The sequence below is a fragment of the Ketogulonicigenium robustum genome, assembly GCF_002117445.1.
Taxonomy (GTDB): Bacteria; Pseudomonadota; Alphaproteobacteria; order Rhodobacterales; family Rhodobacteraceae; genus Ketogulonicigenium; species Ketogulonicigenium robustum.
Genome location: NZ_CP019937.1, coordinates 1,164,213 through 1,180,537, shown reverse-complemented (window position 1 = coordinate 1,180,537; position 16,325 = coordinate 1,164,213). Strand labels below are relative to the sequence as shown.

At 62.5% G+C, this 16,325-nt stretch carries 15 protein-coding genes; 11 read left to right on the top strand and 4 right to left on the bottom strand.

The window, feature by feature from the left end:
- Window positions 1-66: 66 nt before the first annotated feature.
- Window positions 67-1,251 (bottom strand): ABC transporter substrate-binding protein, encoded by a 1,185-nt coding sequence (locus BVG79_RS06070; protein ID WP_085786098.1) that lies wholly within the window; start codon window positions 1,249-1,251, stop codon window positions 67-69.
- 226 nt (window positions 1,252-1,477) lie between these two features.
- On the opposite strand from BVG79_RS06070, the gene BVG79_RS06065 reads away from it, so the two are divergent.
- Window positions 1,478-2,848 (top strand): class II 3-deoxy-7-phosphoheptulonate synthase, encoded by a 1,371-nt coding sequence (locus BVG79_RS06065; protein WP_085787282.1) that lies wholly within the window; start codon window positions 1,478-1,480, stop codon window positions 2,846-2,848.
- Here BVG79_RS06065 and BVG79_RS06060 read toward each other — a convergent pair whose 3' ends face one another.
- On the bottom strand, window positions 2,849-3,523 hold the full coding sequence (locus tag BVG79_RS06060; protein WP_085786097.1) for a PAS domain-containing protein: 675 nt from the start codon (window positions 3,521-3,523) through the stop codon (window positions 2,849-2,851).
- Between the two features lie 229 nt (window positions 3,524-3,752).
- On the opposite strand from BVG79_RS06060, the gene gmk reads away from it, so the two are divergent.
- The 4 genes from gmk to rarD all read left to right on the top strand — a co-directional run bounded on the left by gmk (window position 3,753) and on the right by rarD (window position 7,154).
- A complete protein-coding gene (gmk, locus tag BVG79_RS06055; RefSeq protein WP_085787281.1) occupies window positions 3,753-4,403 on the top strand; it encodes a guanylate kinase in 651 nt (216 codons plus the stop codon).
- A 47-nt stretch (window positions 4,404-4,450) separates the two neighbouring features.
- Window positions 4,451-5,485, top strand: a complete 1,035-nt coding sequence (locus BVG79_RS06050; RefSeq protein ID WP_085786096.1) for a sensor histidine kinase — start codon at window positions 4,451-4,453, stop codon at window positions 5,483-5,485.
- Window positions 5,486-5,600: 115 nt separating this feature from the next.
- Entirely contained in the window at window positions 5,601-6,200 is a 600-nt protein-coding gene (locus tag BVG79_RS06045; protein WP_085786095.1) for a superoxide dismutase, read from the top strand.
- Window positions 6,201-6,254: 54 nt separating this feature from the next.
- Window positions 6,255-7,154 (top strand): EamA family transporter RarD, encoded by a 900-nt coding sequence (gene rarD, locus BVG79_RS06040; RefSeq protein ID WP_236951435.1) that lies wholly within the window; start codon window positions 6,255-6,257, stop codon window positions 7,152-7,154.
- On the opposite strand, the gene BVG79_RS06035 is transcribed toward rarD, so the two are convergent.
- The gene (locus tag BVG79_RS06035; protein ID WP_085786094.1) at window positions 7,138-7,698 is read right to left on the bottom strand and encodes an LOG family protein; all 561 of its coding nucleotides are present in this window, start codon (window positions 7,696-7,698) and stop codon (window positions 7,138-7,140) included. The genes rarD and BVG79_RS06035 overlap by 17 nt on opposite strands.
- A 143-nt stretch (window positions 7,699-7,841) precedes the next feature.
- Here BVG79_RS06035 and BVG79_RS06030 point away from each other — a divergent pair, with 143 nt between their 5' ends.
- The 5 genes from BVG79_RS06030 to der all read left to right on the top strand — a co-directional run bounded on the left by BVG79_RS06030 (window position 7,842) and on the right by der (window position 14,470).
- Window positions 7,842-8,945, top strand: a complete 1,104-nt coding sequence (locus BVG79_RS06030; protein ID WP_157115636.1) for a LysM peptidoglycan-binding domain-containing protein — start codon at window positions 7,842-7,844, stop codon at window positions 8,943-8,945.
- Between the two features lie 76 nt (window positions 8,946-9,021).
- Window positions 9,022-10,842, top strand: coding sequence for an ABCB family ABC transporter ATP-binding protein/permease (locus BVG79_RS06025; RefSeq protein WP_085786092.1), 1,821 nt, complete (start codon window positions 9,022-9,024; stop codon window positions 10,840-10,842).
- Window positions 10,843-10,958: 116 nt separating this feature from the next.
- Entirely contained in the window at window positions 10,959-11,609 is a 651-nt protein-coding gene (locus BVG79_RS06020; protein WP_085786091.1) for a tetratricopeptide repeat protein, read from the top strand.
- Between the two features lie 14 nt (window positions 11,610-11,623).
- Window positions 11,624-12,919 carry an outer membrane protein assembly factor BamB family protein gene (locus BVG79_RS06015; protein ID WP_085786090.1) on the top strand — a complete coding sequence of 432 codons (1,296 nt, stop codon included), beginning with the start codon at window positions 11,624-11,626 and terminating at the stop codon, window positions 12,917-12,919.
- Between the two features lie 96 nt (window positions 12,920-13,015).
- Window positions 13,016-14,470, top strand: a complete 1,455-nt coding sequence (gene der / locus BVG79_RS06010) for a ribosome biogenesis GTPase Der (RefSeq protein WP_085786089.1) — start codon at window positions 13,016-13,018, stop codon at window positions 14,468-14,470.
- Window positions 14,471-14,521: 51 nt separating this feature from the next.
- Here the strand turns inward: der and serS are convergent, their stop codons facing one another.
- Window positions 14,522-15,814: a serine--tRNA ligase gene (gene serS, locus BVG79_RS06005; protein WP_085786088.1), complete on the bottom strand. Its 1,293-nt coding sequence runs from the start codon at window positions 15,812-15,814 to the stop codon at window positions 14,522-14,524.
- Between the two features lie 186 nt (window positions 15,815-16,000).
- Here serS and yajC point away from each other — a divergent pair, with 186 nt between their 5' ends.
- On the top strand, window positions 16,001-16,285 hold the full coding sequence (gene yajC / locus BVG79_RS06000; RefSeq protein ID WP_085787279.1) for a preprotein translocase subunit YajC: 285 nt from the start codon (window positions 16,001-16,003) through the stop codon (window positions 16,283-16,285).
- The last annotated feature ends 40 nt before the right edge of the window (window positions 16,286-16,325 follow it).

Genomic DNA, 16,325 nt, shown 5'->3' with positions numbered 1-16,325 from the left:
TTTTCCCGTCTGCCGCGTGGTATAAAAAAGGGGCGAGCCAGTGGCCCGCCCCGCTGCCGTCGCGCCTTAGCGCCAGTTCACGACGTCCATCTTGCCGTCTTTGAACTCGACCTCGCGATAGGTGCCCGCGCTTTCGCCGGGGCCGATCAGTTCAACCGCCGAGGCGCCAACATAGTCGACATCGCCGCCAGCCTTGATGATCTCTAGCGCTTTGGCGATTTCGCCGGGCAGGATCGGCTCGCCGGGGGCGTTGGCGACACCCATGATGAAGTCTTTGTAAACCGCAGGGTCTGACGATCCCGCCGCCTGCATCGCCAGAATGATCAGCGCCGCAGCGTCATAACTTTCCGCTGCGTAAGACTCGGTCCCGTCAAAGCCGGCACCTGCGGCCATGGCGACGAACATGTCGCGGCCGTCGCCCGCCGCCGAGGGGTTCTGGCCGAACGATCCGGTGATCTCGTTGGCGAAACGCTCCTCAAGCGCGACCGAGACCATGCCGTCGGGGAATTCGAAAATGTCGAAGGCTGCCGTGTCGATGGCGTTGCGCAATATGCCGCCGCCGCCTTGGTCAATATAACCGACGATTACCAGAACCTCGCCACCAGCCGATGCAAGCGCCGCAACTTCGGCGGAATAGTCGGCCTTGCCGTCGTCATGGGGCGCGTTGATGGTGACCGTGCCGCCCGCAGCATTAAAGGCCGCCTCGAATGAATCCGCCAGACCCTTGCCGTAGTCGTTGTTGGTATAGGTGACGGCGACGGTGCCATAGCCACGATCTTGCAAGATGTCGGCCATAACTTGGCCTTGCCGCGCGTCCGAGGGGGAGGTGCGGAAGAACAGGCCGTTGTCCTCAACCGTCGTCAGCGCGGGCGAGGTGGCCGATGGCGAGATCATCACCACGCCATTGGGCACCGCGACGTTTTGTAGTTGCGCGATAGTTTCGCCCGAACACATCCCGCCGACGATGCCTTTGACCCCCTCGACAGTAATCAGGCGTTCAGCGGTAGCGGTCGCGGCTGCGGCGTCGATACAGGTGGAATCTCCGGTCACAACGGTGATGGTCGACCCGTCCAACAGCAGCCCCGATGCGTTTGCCTCGCCGCTGGCCAGCTCGACAGCGGCGGTCATGGCAGGCGCTATACTTTCCAACGGGCCGGTATAACCGATCGACACGCCCAGCTTGACGTCTTCGGCGGCGGCAGCGCCGGCAAGTAATGCCACGGCGCTCGAAGCTAATAGCAGCTTTTTCATTATTATCTCCCTTGTTGGACTTTTGTCCTGATGGTCAAGCTAGCATAGGGTCAACAAATTAAAAGCATCGGCTGCCTGGAATGAGCGCCAATGCAGCAATTCGCAGCGGAATGCCGCATTGGCGGGCAGGTTTAAAAGACATTGCGGACGGGCTCAGGGGTATTATAAGGCCTTGCAGTCCCGTCGGGTCAGGTGATCCGGCGCGGCTTTCATGACGGAGACCAAGATGACCGAGTGGCAAAAATCCGGCTGGCGCAGCAAACCCCGCGTGCAGATGCCCGACTATACTGACAGCGCAAAGCTGGCAGATGTCGAAAGCCGCCTTGCCTCTTATCCCCCCTTGGTTTTTGCGGGCGAGGCGCGCCGCCTGAAGTCGTTGCTGGGGCAGGTCTCGCGCGGCGAGGCGTTTTTGCTGCAGGGCGGCGATTGCGCCGAAAGCTTTGCGGCGTTCTCGGCCGACAATATCCGCGACACATTCAAGGTGATGTTGCAGATGGCTGTGGTGCTGACCTATGGCGCCAAAGTGCCGGTGGTCAAAGTTGGCCGCATGGCGGGCCAGTTCGCAAAACCCCGTTCCGCCGCGACTGAGGCGATCGGCGGGCAAGAGCTGCCCAGCTACCGCGGCGACATCATCAACGGGTTTGACTTCAACCCCGGTGCGCGCGTACCCGACCCCGAGCGGATGGCCCAAGCCTATCTGCAATCGGCTGCCACGCTCAACCTGCTGCGTGCGTTTTCGACCGGCGGCTATGCCGACGTGCGCAAGGTTCACGCTTGGACGCTGGGCTTCACCGGCGCCCCCGAGGCGGGTAAATATAGCGAGATGGCGAACCGCATTTCCGACGCGCTCGATTTTATCGAAGCCGCCGGTGTGCGCGACGAAGCCGCCCACGCGCTGCAAACGGTCGAGTTTTTCACCAGCCACGAGGCTTTGCTGCTGGAGTACGAAGAGGCGCTGACCCGCGTGGATTCGACCACTGGCAAGTGGCTGGCAGGTTCGGGGCACATGGTCTGGATTGGCGACCGCACACGACAGCCTGATGGCGCGCACGTTGAATACTGCGCAGGCGTGCAGAACCCGATCGGCCTGAAATGCGGCCCCTCGATGACGTCGGACGACCTCAAACGCTTGATGGCGCGCCTGAATCCGCAGAACGAGGCTGGCCGCCTGACGCTGATCGCGCGCTTTGGCGCGGGTAAAGTGGGTGACAACCTGCCGCGCCTGATCCGCACCGTGCAAGAGGAAGGCGCGAATGTGGTCTGGACGTGCGACCCCATGCACGGCAACACGATCAAGTCGACGACGGGCTACAAAACCCGCCCCGTTGAATCGGTCATGCGCGAAGTGCGCGAGTTCTTTGCGATTCACAATGCCGAGGGCACCATCCCGGGCGGTGTGCATTTTGAAATGACGGGGTCCGATGTGACCGAATGCACCGGCGGCGTGCGCGCTGTGACAGATGAAGATCTGTCCGACCGCTACCACACCGCTTGCGATCCGCGCCTGAACGCCAGCCAGTCGCTGGAATTGGCGTTCCTTGTCGCGGAAGAACTGTCGAACCGCCGTGCGGTTCAACAGCGCAAAACGGCCGTTTGATCAGGCGTTATCGCTGACCAGCCGCAGGTGACCCTTGCAGCGGGGCAGCGCGCCGGCCAAACTTTCACCATCGCCAGCCTGCGCCACCAGACGCAGGCTGGCTTTTTTCTGAACTGCCATACCCGTGGTGACTGGCGGGGTGCTGAAGGCTGCGCGCAGCGGTTGAATGCGGCCTTCGCCCTCGGCAAAACTACAGCGATGGGCGCTGCGCAGGTCGATGTCTTCGAAAATGATCGCACAAATCGCGCGGGTGATGCGCCCTTCGTGGCTTGTCAGCGGCAGCATGATCATCTGACCCTGGGCAGTGCCCATCCGCACGGCCGCCTCGATAACGGCAGGGCCGCTAAAGACTTGTTCGGTCAACGCTTGCAAATGGGCGCGGGCAGGGCCAGCGAACAGCGCCGAAAACGGCATCCCGCGCACGTCGCCATCAAACAGCTTGTCGATTTCGGTGCCCGCCACGCGCACCCGCGTCATCCCGGGGGCGATCCCCTCGATCACCAGCGAGTAGGGCAGAACCGCGTCGACCTGCGTCGGGTCGAAATCGAACAGCGCCGGCGCGCTGGCCGCATCCCCGCGCAACCGCTGCCAATATGCCTCGAGCGCGGAAAACGAATGACGGATTTCGGCGCTGTGTTGGCACCGGTACAGGCTGGCGTGGCTGCCGTTGTGCATGGGGGGACTCTGCTGATGAACAGGAAATGAACTGGTTACTAAATCGTTTAAATCTACCTATCATGGTTGCACAAAACAGGTGCGGGTAAAGTAAAGTAGTGGTTAATCGCCCGATTGCGGTGGATTGCCGCCGACCGCAGGTGCATTTCTTCTTGCAGGCTGTGGTAATCCTCGGCAGTCAGACGAAAACTGCTTAGTCCGGAAATCCGCCATGATATCGCCCGCCGCCATGCCTCAACGCCAAGGCCTTCTGATCATCCTGTCGTCGCCATCAGGCGCGGGGAAATCGACCCTGTCGCGCCGCCTGATGGCGTGGGATGAAACACTGCGCTTTTCGGTGTCGGCGACCACCCGCGCCCCCCGCGCAGGCGAGGTTGACGGCCAGCACTACCACTTCATGACGCATGACACCTTTGGCCAGCAGATCGCCGAAAACCAGATGCTGGAACATGCCGAGGTGTTCGGAAACTACTACGGCAGCCCGCGCGGCCCGGTCGAACAGGCGATGGCCGAGGGGCGCGACACCTTGTTCGACATCGATTGGCAAGGCGGCCAACAGATCCGCAATTCGCCGCTGGGCGCAGCCGTCATCTCGATCTTCATCCTGCCGCCTTCGATCGCCGAGCTCGAAAAGCGCCTGCGCACCCGCGCCCAAGACAGCGACGAGATTATCGCCCGCCGCATGGCCGAAAGCGCCGACGAGATCAGCCACTGGGCCGAATACGATTACGTGCTGGTCAATGATGATCTGGATGCCACCGAATCCCGCCTGATCGCTATCATTCAGGCCGAACGTCTGCGCCGCAGCCGCCAACCATGGCTGACCGGCCACGTCCGCGCCCTTCAACAGGAGTTTACATTGCGTGGCGCGCTGTCATAAATTTTTCGCATTCAATGCGTAGGCCTCGGGGCACCACGGAGGTGCTTATGTCGGACTATGGCGCGGCCTTGATCGAAGCGATGGATTTCCCCGCTTTGGTGATCGGGGCGGAAGGGGTCGTTGCGGCCCAAAATATCGCGGCGCGCGATCTAATTGGCTTGGATATGGTGGGGCTGCAGCACGCGGCGGTGTTGCGCCAACCCGCCGTCAGCGCGGCGATCGAACGTGTCGTGGGCGGCGCGCGCGAGGCCAAGGCCCGCCACACCCAGCGCGGCAGCAGCCGCGATTCCGTCTGGCAGATGCGCGCGGCCCCCATCGGCGGCGCGACACGGGCTATTCTGGTCACCTTCACTGACCTGACTGCGGTCGAAGAGGCCAATCAGGTGCGGCGCGATTTCGTGGCGAACGTCAGCCACGAATTGCGCACTCCGCTGACCGCCATCATGGGATTCATCGAAACCCTGCGCGGCCCCGCCCGTGACGACCTTGCCGTCCGCACCCGCTTTCTGGATATAATGGAACGTGAGGCCAGTCGCATGGTACAACTGGTCGACGGTCTCCTCTCGCTCAGCCGTGTCGAGGTGGACGAGCGCGTCCGTCCGACCGCGCCCGTCGATCTGAAGGCGCTGGCCGAAGAAACCATCGCCGCGCTAGAGCCGCTGGCCGCCCAAGGAAACAACCACCTAGTGCTGGACGTGCCCGAAGGGAACTGGGTTGTCCCCGGCGATAGCGGCCAGTTGCTGCAGGTGCTGCGCAATCTGGTGCAGAACGCGCTGAAGTACGGCGGCCCCGACAAGCCGGTGACGATCGCGCTGCACCCCGCGCGGTTCGACGCTGCGCTGCGCGGCTGCGCCGTCCGGCTGGATGTGCAGGACCAAGGCCTGGGGATCGAATCCCACCATATCCCGCGCCTGACCGAACGGTTCTACCGCGTCGACGCCCACCGCTCGCGCGCGGTGGGGGGCAGCGGGCTGGGGCTGGCGATCGTCAAGCACATCATCAATCGCCATCGCGGCCGACTGGCGATTTCCAGCGCACCACAAAAGGGCAGCACTTTTAGTGTTCTTCTGCCGCAGGAATGATTATTGTTCAGGCGCGTCCATAGGTTTGTGCGCCCATGAACAATCGCGGTCCCTTGACCTTTAGGGGGGAAGGGCCGCATACCGTACCAACCAAGGCATTGAAAGGATTAGTCCCATGGCTTTCACCCTTCCGGAACTTCCCTACGCCCACGATGCGCTTGCCGCCAAAGGCATGTCGCGCGAGACGTTGGAATTCCACCACGACATTCACCACAAGGCCTATGTCGATAACGGCAACAAGCTGATCGCCGGTACCGAATGGGAAGGCAAGTCGCTGGAAGACATCATCACCGGCACCTACAACGCCAGTGCTGTTGCCCAAAGCGGCATCTTCAACAACATCAGCCAGCTTTGGAACCACAACAAGTTCTGGGAATGGATGACCCCCGCCACCGTCGCCATCCCGACCGAGCTTGAAAAAGCGCTGGTCGAGTCGTTCGGCTCGGTCGACAAGTTCAAGGAAGACTTCTCGGCCGCAGGCGCCGGCCAGTTCGGTTCGGGCTGGGCTTGGCTGGTCAAGGACAAAGACGGCAGCCTGAAGGTCACCAAGACCGAAAACGGCGTGAACCCGCTGTGCTTCGGCCAAACCGCGCTGCTGGGCGTCGACGTGTGGGAACACTCGTACTACATCGACTACCGCAACAAGCGTCCCGCCTACCTGACCAACTTCCTCGACAACCTTGTCGACTGGGAAAAGGTCGCCTCGGCCCTCTAAGCCAAGGTTTTACGGCAAACCCGGCGTCTGCGCGCCGGGTTTTTTCATGGGTGGATGATGCGTGAACTGAACCAATCTTCGGGCGTGGCGGCCCTTGTGGGCACCTACCTGATCTGGGGGTTCATCTCGATCTACTTCGGATTGGTCAGCGGCACCCCGCCACTGGAAATCCTGTGTTACCGGATTTTCTGGGCCGCCGTGTTTTACGGCTTAGTCCTTGATGTGCAGGGCCGCCTTGGCACGGTGGGCATGGTGCTAGGCAACCCCCGCCGCCTACGGCTCATCGGCTTTGCGGGCGTGATGATTGCTGGCAACTGGCTGCTGTTTATCTATGCCGTCAGCAACGGCCACGCGACCGAGGCGTCGATCGGCTATTATATCTTGCCGCTGATGGCCGTTGTCGCAGGTTATTTCTTTTTTGGCGAGCGTTTAAGCCCGTGGCAAATTCTGGCTGTCGGTATTGCTGCTGTGGGTGTCGTGGTTCTGACGGTGGGGCTGGCGCGCGCGCCGTGGGTCAGCCTGGGGATGGCAACGACATTCGTTCTTTATAACGTGGCCAAACGCGCGCTGCGTGATGTATCGCCCCTCGTTTCCGCCTTTGCCGAGGTGGTGCCGCTGGTGCCGCTGGCCCTGATTTATCTGGTCGTTTTCGGCCATACCCTTTGGGACGTGCCGCTATCGCCAGAATGGTGGCAACAGCAGGGGTTGCTGATGCTCAGCGGGCCGATCACCGCCATCCCGCTGATATTGTTCGGCTATGGCGCGCAGCGGGTCAGCATGGCGACAACGGGCCTTATCTCTTACATGAACCCCACGATACAACTAGTTGTTGCTGCGCTATATTTCAGAGAATCGTTGACCATTTGGCACGGCATCGCCTTTGCGCTGATCTGGCTGGCCCTTGCCATTTACACATGGGCCAGCCTGCGGGGCGCAATCAGGGCGCGAAGCTGACCTGCAGCGCCGCTTCAATCGCGGCGACATCGCTAACCGCGGTTGTGTAGTCTAGCAGCGAGGGCTCGGCGAAGCCCTGATCGACGATGTTGCGCAGCAACTGCAGCAGCGGGTCCCAGAAGCCGTCGACATTCAGCAGGAAGATCGGCTTTTGGTGCAGGCCGATCTGACGCCATGTCAGCACCTCGAAATATTCGTCCAGCGTGCCTGCGCCGCCCGGCAGCACGATGATCGCGTCGGCGTTCATGAACATCACCTTTTTGCGCTCGTGCATCGTCTCGGTGATGATCAGGCGGTCCAACTCGCGGCGGCCGACCTCGCGCTTCATCAAATGGGTGGGGATGACGCCCACGGCCGCGCCGCCAGCCTCTTGCGTGCCGCGTGCGACCAGCCCCATCAACCCCACATCGCCCGCGCCATAGATGAGCGCCCAATGATTGCGGGCGATCATTGCGCCGGTTTCGGTGGCCAGCTCGGCATAATGGTCCAGCTTGCCATTGCGCGATCCGCAATAGACGCAGACCGCTTTTGTCGTCGCAACCATGATTTCCCCTCTGAACTGTTTCCCGTAAGTCTCATTCAGGGTTTAGTTGGCCCCGAAGACAAGCTCAACGCTGCGCAGAACTCGTCAACGCAACAAGATTGTGTCAAATGGCGGTCACATTTTTGACAGATTCGGGTTGGCACGTGGCAAATACAGCGAAAATCGTCGGCGGGCTTGGGGTGGCTGCGGTCGTATTGACCGGCTTTGTGATCTGGGGCTTACGCGTCGCGCCTACGCCAGATGGCGCAACTGCCGCCGCACAACCGCTTGCCGCCGATCATCAGGCGGTCACCAGCGCGCCCGAGGAAATCGCCGAAGACACCCCCAAAGATGAAGACACCCCCAAAGATATTGCCGCCTCCACAGGACCGCGTCTTGATGTCGTCCGCCTTGCGGGCGACGGAATTGCGGTTGTTGCAGGGCAGGCCGCGCCGGGCAGCACGGTGAGTGTTTTGGTCGACGGGGCCGACACCGCCACAGCGGTCGCAGGCGATGACGGCACCTTTGCCACTGTTCTTGCGTTGGGGGCCAGCGAAGCGCCCCGCGTGATCGAACTGTCGAGCAGCGATGAGTCCGGCACCCTCATGTCGCAGAACGAAGCCATTCTGGCCCCCGCGCAGTCACCCACGCAGACACCCGCACAAGCCGATGATCTACCCGCCGCAGACGACGCTGCGCCCGACGCGGCCCCCGATACCGCAACCGTCCTGATCGCAGGCGAAGGCGGGGTGCGCGTGGTCGCACCCGCGCCCGAAAACGCCGACGATGCGCCCGCCCAGCTGTTGCAGACAATCTCGTACAGCAGCAGCGGCAGCGTGCTGTTGTCGGGGCGTGCGGCGGGTGTGGGGCAGGTCGCTATCTACATTGACAACACGCTGGTCGGCCACGCGCCGGTTGGCGACACCGGCGACTGGTCGTTCGAAAACGATACCATCGCTGCGGGCCGCCACACCCTGCGGGTCGACTGGCTGGGCGCCGATGGCACGGTGATGGGTCGTGTCGAGACCCCCTTCCTGCGCGAAGGCGCCGAAGATCTGGCCGCCGCCCTTGCTGACGAGGCGACCGGCAGCGTCAGCGGCATCGCCAGCCGCACCGTCCAGCCCGGTAACACGCTGTGGGCCATCGCGCGCGAACGTTATGGGCGCGGGATTCTCTACGTGCAGGTGTTCGAGGCGAACCGCGATCGTATTCGCAACCCCGACCTGATCTACCCCGGCCAAGTCTTCGATCTGCCTGCGATCCCGTAAGCGCGCCTTCCTTCGCACTGGCGTTAGCAGCAAAAGCGGTCTAGGCTAAGCCGCTGAAATATGGACGAGGGCAGACATGCACAGGGCGCGGATCACCATTACCGATGCTTCGGCCACACCCGTGAACGGCCGCCGGATTTTGGCCCGTGTACTGCCTTACCTTTGGCCCGCAGGGCAGACGTGGGTGAAGGTCCGCGTGATTGCGGCGCTGGTGTTTCTGGTTCTGGCCAAGGTTATCACCGTCGCAACGCCGCTGTTTTACAAATGGGCTGTCGATAGCCTGTCGGGCGTTGTCAGCGGCCCCGCCGCCATGATGGCGCTTGGGGCCGTTGGCCTGACGGTCGCCTATGGCATGGCACGGTTGATGAACGTCGCGTTCCAACAGCTGCGTGACGCGGTGTTCACGCGCGTTGGTCAGCGCAGCCTGCGCCTGATCGCGGGGCAGGCCTTTGCCCATATGCACCAGCTATCGCTGCGCTATCACATCACGCGTAAAACCGGCGGGCTGAGCCGCATCATGGAACGCGGCATCAAGGGTGTCGACTTCCTGCTGCGGATGTTTGTCTTCTCGCTGGGGCCGTTAGTGCTGGAGCTGGTGCTGGTGTGCGGCACACTGCTGTTCCTGTTTGATATCTGGTTCATGCTGGTCGTGCTGGCCACCATCGTCGCCTATGCGATCTACACCCTACTGGCGACCGAATGGCGCGTGAAAATCCGCCGCCGCATGAACGAACAAGACAATGACGCCAACCAGAAGGCCATCGACAGCCTGCTCAATTTCGAGACCGTCAAGTATTTCGATGCCGAACGGCGCGAGGTCGGCCGTTACGACGCTGCGATGGAGAAATACGAAGACGCCGCAGTAAAAACCGGCGTCTCGCTGGCGGCGCTGAACTTCGGCCAGTCGCTGATCATCACGGTGGGGCTGACGGTAGTTATGGTGCTGGCGGCGATGGGCGTGCAAAATGGCACGATGACCGTTGGCGACTTCGTCATGGTCAATGCCTACATGATTCAGGTCACCCAGCCGCTCAACTTTCTAGGCACCATCTACCGCGAGATCCGGCAAGCGCTGGTCGACATGGGCCAGCTGTTCGACCTGATGGGCGAAAGCGCCGAGGTCGAGGATAAGCCGAACGCCCCCGATCTGATCGTCACCGCCGGCGAAATCCGATTCGAGGATGTGCGCTTCCATTACTCGCCCGAGCGCGAAATCCTCAAAGGTGTCAGCTTCACTGTGCCGGCCGGTCAAACGCTGGCGCTGGTTGGCGCGACGGGGTCGGGTAAGTCCACCATCGGCCGGCTGCTGTTCCGGTTCTACGATGTCACCGGCGGGCGCATCACCATTGACGGCCACGACATCCGCGATGTGACGCAGGCCTCGGTGCACCGTGCCATCGGGGTGGTGCCGCAAGATACCGTGCTGTTCAACGACACTATCGGCTACAACATCGGTTACGGCCGCGCCAACGCCACGCAGGCCCAGATCGAGGATGCGGCCCGCGCGGCGCAAATTCATGACTTCATCGCCAGCCTGCCGGACGGTTACCAGACCCAAGTGGGCGAGCGCGGGCTGAAGCTGTCGGGCGGCGAAAAGCAACGCGTCGGCATTGCGCGCACGTTGTTGAAAGACGCCCCGCTGCTGCTGTTGGACGAGGCGACATCCGCCCTCGATACCCGCACCGAGCTGGGAATTCAGGATGTGCTGCAACACGCGGGCGCGAACCGCACCACCATTTCGATCGCGCACCGCCTGTCGACCATCGCCGATGCCGACCAGATCATCGTGCTGGATCAAGGACAGGTGATCGAGCAGGGTAGCCACGCCGATTTGCTGGCGCGCGGCGGGCGCTATGCGCAACTTTGGTCGCATCAGCAAGCAATCGCGCCCGTGTGATCAGGGGCTTGCGCGGGGCTTGGCTTGTGGCAATCCTGCCGCTACAAGGGTTCAAAGCCATGGCCGCCCACTGAGGTTTACGGGTCGTAGCAGGAAAATAGAACAAGGGTGCCAGCGTGAGCCAATCCGATACTTTCATTGCCGAAGTGACCGAAGAAGTCCGGCGTGAACGTCTTTTCAAGTTCTTCCGTCGCTACGGTGGCGTCGTGCTTGTCATTATCGTCGTGCTGGTCGCAGGCGCGATCTGGTACGAAGTTTCGCGCGGCCAGCGCGAAAGCGCGCGTCAAGAATTGGGTGACAGCCTGATTGCCGCCCTCGATGGCCCCGAGGAAAACCGCCTCGCTGCCCTCAGCGCGCTGCCGCCCGCCGAAGGCGGGGCCAAGGCCGTTGCAGCCTATCTGCTGGCCGACGCGCTTGTAAAATCGGGCGACACTGCCGAAGCCATCGCGGCGCTGGATGCCGTGTCGGGCGACAGCAGCATCCCCGCGCTTTACCGCGATCTGGCGACATTCAAGTCGGCCGTTGTCGGCGTCGGCGTGACCGATCCCAACATGCGCCGCACCATGCTGGAGGGGCTGACAGCCCAAGGCGGCAGCTTTGCCCCGCTGGCACGCGAACAACTGGCCCTCATCGACCTTGAAACCGGCAACATCGAAGCATCGCGCACCGCCCTGCAAGCCGTGCTGGATGACGCGATGACCACCTCGGCTCAACGTAGCCGGATCGAAGCTTTGCTTGAAGCGCTGGGTTCTCCGGCCGACCAATAAGCGGGATATAGACCATGCTGCGTCGAACTTTTCTGGCTACATCGGCAATGGCGGCTTTGGCGGCCTGCGGCGGTACAAGTGACGAAATTCTACCCGGCCTGCGTGTCGCGGTGAACCAGCCGACGGGCGGGGCAACCGCCGCGCCTACGGCGATGCCCGCCGCGCAGTCCAACAGCGCGTGGACACATCGGGGCGGCAACGCGGCGCACCAGATCGGCCACGTCGCGCTGGGTGCTGATTTGCACCCGCTGTTCAGCACCTCGATCGGGGCGGGAAACGACCGGCGCACGCGTATCGTGGCCCAACCCGTCGTGGCAGACGGCCGCATTTTCACAATGGATGCCCGCTCGGCGGTGACGGCGTTGTCGTTGTCGGGGCAAGTGCTATGGCGGCGCGATATGGTGCGCGGCGCAGCGCGGGCCGAGGCTGCATCGGGCGGCGGTATGGCCGTATCGGGTAGCCGCCTGTTTGTGACCAGCGGCTTTGGCCTGCTGATGGCATTGGATGTGACCACTGGCGCCATCTTGTGGGAACAAAACCTCGACGCACCCGCAGGCGCTTCGCCGACAGTGGCGGGGTCGCTTTTGTTCATCGTCGGCCGCGATGGACGCGCGCGCGCGCTCGACGTTGAAACCGGTCGCCAACGCTGGGCGATTATGGGCAACAGCACCGAAGCCGGCATGGTCGGCGGGGCTGGCGCTGCGGTCAGCGGCACGAATGTCGTCTTCCCGTTCCCCTCGGGCGAGTTGATGGCCACCTATCCCAACGGCGGCGCCACGCGTTGGAGCAGTTATGTCGCGGGCGTCCGCCCCGGCGATGCGGGCGCGGCGCTGCTAACCGATTTCGCAGGTGATCCCGTTATTGCGGGCAACCGTGTATATGCGGCGAATGTTTCGGGCCGCGTCGCGGCGTACGAAACCGGCACCGGCACCGAGGTTTGGGGTATGCGCGAAGGCGCGACCGGCCCGCTGGCTTTGGTGGGCGACGCGCTGTTCTTCGTGAACGACCAGAACATGCTGGTGCGCCTTGATGCGCGCAGCGGCGCGACTGTCTGGCGGCAACAGATGCCGACGTTCACAACCAACTGGTTCGGCAACCGTCGCGGGCGCTTTGTCCACTTCGGGCCGGTTATTGCGGGCGGGCGGGCGATCATCGCCTCCTCCGACGGGATGCTGCGTCAGTTCGATGCGGCGACCGGCGCGCTGCTGTCGCAGGTCGAATTGGCATCGCCCGCAGCGGCGGGGCCGGTTGTTGTGGGCGGCGTGCTTTACCTGCTGACGGCCGACGGCACTTTGCGGGCGTTCCGCTAGGCGCAGCGCCGACGCTATTTTAAAATCAAGCGCTGCAAGGGGTTTCGCTTGCAGCGCTTTCTGTGTATTCCCGCGATCTGACCAAAGGAAGCGGCCATGAGTTTCACCCTCGCCATTGTCGGGCGGCCCAATGTGGGCAAATCGACGCTGTTCAATCGTCTTGTCGGCAAAAAGCTGGCGCTTGTTGACGACCAACCTGGCGTGACGCGCGATCTGCGCGAGGGGCAGGCCCGTCTGGGCGATCTGCGCTTTACCGTCATCGACTCGGCGGGGCTCGAGGAAGCGACCGACGACAGCCTGCAAGGCCGGATGCGCCGCTTGACCGAACGCGCGGTCGAGATGGCCGACATCTGCCTGTTCCTGATCGACGCGCGCGTGGGCGTGACGCCGACCGACCAAGTCTTTGCCGACATCCTGCGCCGCAAAAACGCGCATGTGATCTTGGCGGCCAACAAATCCGAAGGCCGCGCGGGCGAGGGTGGCTACCTCGAGGCCTATTCGCTGGGTCTGGGCGAGCCGATCCGCCTGTCCGCCGAACATGGCGAGGGGATGTCGGATCTGCTGCAAATCCTCTACCCGATCGTGGATGAGCTGGAAGACAAGCGCGAAGTCGCATCCGAGCCCGAGATCGACGTTGACGTCTCGGATGACGACCCTGACGCACCGCGCATGCCGACCACGGCGCGCCCGCTGCAAATCGCCGTCATCGGCCGCCCGAACGCCGGTAAATCAACCCTGATCAACCGCATTATCGGCGAAGAACGCCTGCTGACCGGCCCCGAGGCTGGCATCACGCGCGACGCCATTTCGTTGCCGGTGACATGGGACGGCGTCCCGATGCGGATTTTCGATACCGCCGGTATGCGTAAGCGCGCGAAAATTCAGGACAAACTGGAAAAGCTTTCGGTCTCGGACGGGCTGCGCGCCGTGCGCTTCGCCGAGGTGGTGGTGCTGCTGCTTGACGCCTCGATCCCGTTCGAACAGCAAGACTTGCGCATCGCCGATTTGGCTGAACGTGAAGGCCGCGCTGTCGTCGTCGCCGTGAACAAATGGGACGTCGAGGAAGACAAACAAGCCAAGCTTGCTGGTTTGCTTGAGGCGTTCGAGCGCCTGCTGCCGCAATTGCGCGGCGCGCCGTTGGTGACCGTCTCGGCCCGCACGGGCCGCGGCCTCGACCGTCTGCACGAAGCGATCATGAAGGCGTATGACGTGTGGAACCGCCGCGTGACCACGGGCCAGCTGAACCGCTGGCTGCTGGGCATGACCGAGGCGCACCCGCCACCGGCCCCCGGCGGCCGCCGCATCAAAATGCGCTATGCGACGCAGGTGAAGACCCGCCCGCCGGCCTTTGTCGTGATGACCAGCCATCCCGAGCACGTGCCCGACAGCTATCAGCGCTATCTGGTCAACGGCTTGCGTGAGGCATTCAATTTGCCCGGCGCGCCCATTCGCCTGACTCTGCGCGACCAGTCGGACAAGAACCCCTACAAAGACAAGAAAAAACCCGGGCCGTCTGCCTTGCGCAAGCACATGGACAAGAAAGAAAAATAAACAAAAGGCCCAGAGTTTCCTCTGGGCCTTTTACTTTCGTATGCGGCTGGCTTATGCCAGCTTGCCTTCAGCCGTGATGTGAGTCTTGCCGCCCAGATAATGGCCAAGAACCGCGGGCAGGGTGACCGACCCATCGGCGTGCTGGCCGTTTTCCAGCACGGCAATCAACGTCCGCCCGACTGCCAAGCCCGACCCGTTCAGCGTATGCAAGAATTCGGGCTTGCCACCGCCTGCGGGACGGAAACGCGCATTCATCCGGCGGGCCTGATAATCGCCGCAGGTCGAGACCGACGAAATCTCGCGGTACCGCGCTTGGCCGGGCAACCACACTTCCAGATCGTGGGTCCGCCGCGCGCCCGCGCCCATGTCGCCCGCACACAACTTCATCGTGCGATAGGGCAGCCCCAGTTTTTCCAGAATGTTCTGGGCACAGGTCGTCATGCGGGCATGTTCCGCCTCGGATTGGTCGGGCGTCGTAATCGAGACCATTTCGACCTTCTCGAACTGGTGCTGCCGCAGCATCCCCGATGTATCACGGCCAGCGCTGCCAGCTTCGGACCGGAAGCACTGCGTGTCGGCCGCCATGCGGATGGGCAGGGCGGTTTCATCCAGCAATGTGTCGTTCACGGTGTTGGTCAGCGTCACCTCGGCGGTGGGGATCAGCCACCAACCGTTGGTGGTCTCGTAGCTGTCCTCGCCGAATTTCGGCAGCTGACCGGTGCCGTACATCATTTCCGACCGTACCAACACAGGGGTCTGCACCTCGGTCAGGTCGTGTTCATCGACGTGGGTGTCGATCATAAACTGCGCTAGCGCGCGGTGCAGGCGCGCAACGGCCCCTTTCAGCACGACAAACCGCGCACCCGACAGCTTCACGGCGGTTTCAAAATCCATCAATGCGGCGACAGCCGGAATCTGGTAATGCTCGACCGGCGTGAAATCGAAAACGCGCGGGGTGCCCCAGCGGCGGATCTCGACATTGTCATCTTCGTCCGCGCCATCGGGCACATCGTCATAGGGCAGGTTCGGGATCGTCGCCAGCAACTCGGTCAGGCGGGCGTCCTCGGCCTTGGCCTCTTCGGTCAAGCGCGCGATCTCGGCCTTTTTCTCGGCGACCAGCGCGCGCAGGCGTTCGAATTCGGCGTCGTTTCCGGCAGCCTTGGCGGCGCCTACGTCCTTGCTCGCGCGGTTTTGTTCCGCCTGCGCTGTTTCAGCGGCCAGAATGCGGGCGCGGCGCCCTTCGTCGATGGCAAGGATCTGCGACGAGACAGGCGAGATCCCACGGCGCCCAAGGGCAGCGTCAAAAGCCGCAGGGTTTTCGCGGATTGCGCGGATATCGTGCATGTCTCACCTATCAAATTTGGTCACGAAGATATGGCATTCATATGCCGCAAGGTTTGTCCGGGGGGAACTGGAAAATCGCGGCTTTCGTGCCAAATCGGCTTGGTTGCCATTCATCGCGGGCCGCATTAGGGTGCCGCGACATTTCAAGGGTCGCATTTCGCCGCCCATCCAATGGAAAGGACCGCCATGCAGGGTTTAGAAGCCTTTATCCCGATGATCCTGATCTTCGTGATCATGTATCTTCTGCTGATCCGTCCGCAGCAAAAGAAACTGAAGCAGCATCAGGAAATGCTGAAGGCCCTGCGTCGCGGCGACCAGATTGTGACCCAAGGCGGCGTGATCGGTAAGATCGTGAAGGTCAAAGACGACGCGACCGATGTCGACGTAGAAATCGCCGAGGGCGTGACTGTCCGCATCGTGCGCTCGACCATCTCGCAGGTTCTGAACAAGACCGAACCGGCTGCGAAGTAAGTAACGACTAACCAAGACTGACGGCAGGCGGAGGCCCGCA

Coding starts and splice junctions, on each gene's coding strand:
- BVG79_RS06025 (WP_085786092.1), top strand. CDS start 9,022: ATGCACAGGGCGCGGATCACCATTACCGATGCTTCGGCCACACCCGTG.
- BVG79_RS06065 (WP_085787282.1), top strand. CDS start 1,478: ATGACCGAGTGGCAAAAATCCGGCTGGCGCAGCAAACCCCGCGTGCAG.
- BVG79_RS06060 (WP_085786097.1), bottom strand. CDS start 3,523: ATGCACAACGGCAGCCACGCCAGCCTGTACCGGTGCCAACACAGCGCC.
- der (WP_085786089.1), top strand. CDS start 13,016: ATGAGTTTCACCCTCGCCATTGTCGGGCGGCCCAATGTGGGCAAATCG.
- BVG79_RS06050 (WP_085786096.1), top strand. CDS start 4,451: ATGTCGGACTATGGCGCGGCCTTGATCGAAGCGATGGATTTCCCCGCT.
- serS (WP_085786088.1), bottom strand. CDS start 15,814: ATGCACGATATCCGCGCAATCCGCGAAAACCCTGCGGCTTTTGACGCT.
- BVG79_RS06070 (WP_085786098.1), bottom strand. CDS start 1,251: ATGAAAAAGCTGCTATTAGCTTCGAGCGCCGTGGCATTACTTGCCGGC.
- yajC (WP_085787279.1), top strand. CDS start 16,001: ATGCAGGGTTTAGAAGCCTTTATCCCGATGATCCTGATCTTCGTGATC.
- BVG79_RS06015 (WP_085786090.1), top strand. CDS start 11,624: ATGCTGCGTCGAACTTTTCTGGCTACATCGGCAATGGCGGCTTTGGCG.
- BVG79_RS06035 (WP_085786094.1), bottom strand. CDS start 7,698: ATGGTTGCGACGACAAAAGCGGTCTGCGTCTATTGCGGATCGCGCAAT.
- BVG79_RS06045 (WP_085786095.1), top strand. CDS start 5,601: ATGGCTTTCACCCTTCCGGAACTTCCCTACGCCCACGATGCGCTTGCC.
- gmk (WP_085787281.1), top strand. CDS start 3,753: ATGCCTCAACGCCAAGGCCTTCTGATCATCCTGTCGTCGCCATCAGGC.
- rarD (WP_236951435.1), top strand. CDS start 6,255: ATGATGCGTGAACTGAACCAATCTTCGGGCGTGGCGGCCCTTGTGGGC.